Raw genomic sequence first — 2,894 nt, forward strand, 5'->3', positions numbered from 1 at the left:
TGAAAACCTGGAAGAAAAGAAAAAAACAGGATCATTAATTCTCTAGAGCCTCGTTCAAGGGTAATTTTTTATTTTGGCAGAGGCTCTAAGGCAAGCCTAATCCCATTCCTTCAGATTTCAATGACAAAAAAGGGTTAAAAACACTTTCCCATTGTTCCTGCCCAATCCCTGTGCCGGTATCTTTAAAATGAATCATAATCATTTCCTGGTCCACTTCAATCTGGATCGCAATTCTCTTGTCCTTTCTATCTTCGGGAATCGCCTCTATGCTGTTTTTAATGAGATTGATAAAAACTTGTTTCAAGTTTGCTTTATTTACGTACGCATCAAGGGAATGATAACAATTCTTCAGTTCAACTTCAATATGATGTTCTGTTAAAATGACTTGGGAAAACGCAAGAGACTCCCTGATAATCGATTCCAGATTTTCTTTCTTAAAAGTGGTGGAAGATGACTTCAAATACGTCTTGTAGTTATCTACTAAGTCATCTAAATGCTCAGAAGTTTTTTCTATCATATTTAAATAAGCTTTATCTTTTTTATCCATACCAGCGCTTGCATTTAACATTTGGGAAAAGCCCTTAATGATTTGATTCGCATTTTTCACTTCATGAATCAGACTTCCGGCTAAGTTGCCGGTGTAGTCCAATTTCATCTGCCTTTCCATTATTTCATAATAGTTTGCCTTTATATTTGCGCCTAATTTTATGAACTCCATGACGATCAAGGTTGAGAAAATGATAACCCCGATACTGCTGGAAATACCACCGGTTCCAGGAGAAAAGTTTAAAAAACCGAATATGTATAAAAGCAGGGAATACAGGCTAAACCTGGCCAGGAATCTTTTGATATTTTGGTTTACCATTCCTTTGGTCATCATGAATATAAGGATTAAAAACAGTAAGAAGCTGCCCATATGTAAAATATATAGCCAGATCAGCGGCCCGTATTCAGGAAATAAAAAGAGGGTATTTGCCCCATTTTTATTCGCCATATACAAGCCTTTTGTACCTAAACTTGTCCAGTTTATAAAATAAATAACCGTACTCCAGAAAATCAAAAAATATAAAACCTTTTTATTGAGTAAAACATTCGATAGTTTGTCCAGCCATTTCCGTCCTGCCAGAAGTGCCGGCTGGCCTTTTATGATAGAAAAAGCAATGTAATAGACAACCGGTATGGAAAAAGTCGTCCCGCCCCGAAGAAATTTGAAAAGAACAAGGATCGTTTCCTTGCTTAATACTTTTCCGAGAAAAAGGACGCCTATATCGAATTGCCAGGCCGTGATCAAAAGCATATAGAATCCCAATATCAGAGACAGCTTTGACTCTTTATAAAGTGATTGCATACTCACGGCCAGGACAATCGGAATGAATCCTATCGTAAAAATCAATACCCCCATAACGATAGTACCTCATCCCCTTTCTAACTCTTGGTGTATTTCTTCATATAGGCACATGCGTTATTGCCGCCAAATCCATGGTTGGTGATGGCCACTTCATGAATCTCCCGATAGAGGGTCTCTGTTACAATATTCATTTCTTCATACCCGCGCCTCGTTGTCCGAATCGTTGGCGGGATAAAGCCATATTGCATGCTTAAAAGCGATGAAATGACTTGCAAAATACCAATGGCGCCAAAAGGGTTCCCATACATGCTTTTGATTGAAGTATAGGGAACTTCATGGTTAAACAACTGTTTGGAACAGTGCTGCTCGATTTGGTCGTTCAGTTCAATGCCAAGTGCCTGGCTGTTGATGTAATCCGGTTTTCTTCCCATTGTGACTTCTTTTAACGCGTTTAACATTTGGTCCCCGGATCCGTCCAATGAAAAAATGTTGATCCCATCATTATTGGAAACGACATCAACGATTTCGCCTTTTATATCCGCTTTTCGTTGAACGGCATCTTCTTCCCTCTCCAGCACGATTGCCCCTGCCGCTTCCGACATTGCAAACCCTTTGCTTCCTTTTTGAAACGGCACAGCGCCTTCTTCAAGCGTTTGGTTAAGCGGTATCGTTTTTGTTTTGGCAAACGCATAAGTTGTCGCATTGCATATCGGGCTGTCCGTTCCGCCGACAATGGCCGCATCCACTTTTCCGCTTTTCAAGTAAAGGATTGCATCTTCTACTGCTTCCAAACTGGAAGTGCAACCTGTTGTAATCGTTTTTTCGACGCCCCTGGCCCCAATATAATGGCCAATGGCAGCCGTAATACTATGGTAATTCGCATAGTGGGAGAATATGAGCGATACTTTTCGATACAGTTCATGATTAGCGTAGTGAATGGAATCCTGGTACAGTTTCTCTCCCGTAGCACCAAGGGATAATCCGAAAAACAAGCCTACTTTTTTATGCCGGACATCCAGCCTGGAAGACGCGATTGCTTCTTTCACTGCAGCGGTCCCCATTTTTGTTACTTTTGGGAGGCGCTTTAGTTTATCATCTGCTTCTATTTGTTTCAATTCTTCATCCTGGATAAGCCCGGCAATGGTTGATTCTCCTTTTGGCCCCATGCCCTCCGCCACTTGTAATGTGCAAACGCCGTTTTTCAAATTAAACAAATACTGATCAATGTTCCTCGTATTTGGCGCAAATATCCCGTATCCGGTACATACTATTTTCATAACGGCCCCACCTATCGAGTATTTTACTTGCCTATTATAGCAAAAACACACCCATTTTGATTTATTGTTTTGAAAAAATACAATGGTTTTGCAAATCGTGCTGCCCCTTGCAAAAAAGCGATTTCATTAAAAGCCGTCCATCAATGCGCAGGCGGATGGATTACATGAATTTAACAAAACAGCTCTGAGGAGTAAAAATTTTTCGTGATAATTTAACTATCCCCCCCAAAAATGCGGCTAAATATGTAATAATTTAAATAATTAGAGCT

At 40.1% G+C, this 2,894-nt stretch carries 2 protein-coding genes; both read right to left on the minus strand.

Going from position 1 to position 2,894, the window contains the following annotated elements:
* Positions 1 to 85: 85 nt before the first annotated feature.
* Positions 86 to 994, minus strand: coding sequence for a sensor histidine kinase (locus IC21_RS13230; protein WP_234969663.1), 909 nt, complete (start codon positions 992 to 994; stop codon positions 86 to 88).
* Positions 995 to 1,425: 431 nt separating this feature from the next.
* A complete protein-coding gene (locus IC21_RS13235) occupies positions 1,426 to 2,625 on the minus strand; it encodes a beta-ketoacyl synthase N-terminal-like domain-containing protein (protein WP_014097032.1) in 1,200 nt (399 codons plus the stop codon).
* Between the last annotated feature and the right edge of the window lie 269 nt (positions 2,626 to 2,894).

Source organism: Heyndrickxia coagulans DSM 1 = ATCC 7050 (assembly GCF_000290615.1).
In the GTDB taxonomy this organism is placed as follows: domain Bacteria; phylum Bacillota; class Bacilli; order Bacillales; family Bacillaceae_C; genus Weizmannia; species Weizmannia coagulans.

Bases quoted from the DNA above. Each gene is read 5' to 3' on its own strand.
- IC21_RS13235 (WP_014097032.1), bottom strand. From the start codon at position 2,625: ATGAAAATAGTATGTACCGGATACGGGATATTTGCGCCAAATACGAGG.
- IC21_RS13230 (WP_234969663.1), bottom strand. From the start codon at position 994: ATGGCGAATAAAAATGGGGCAAATACCCTCTTTTTATTTCCTGAATAC.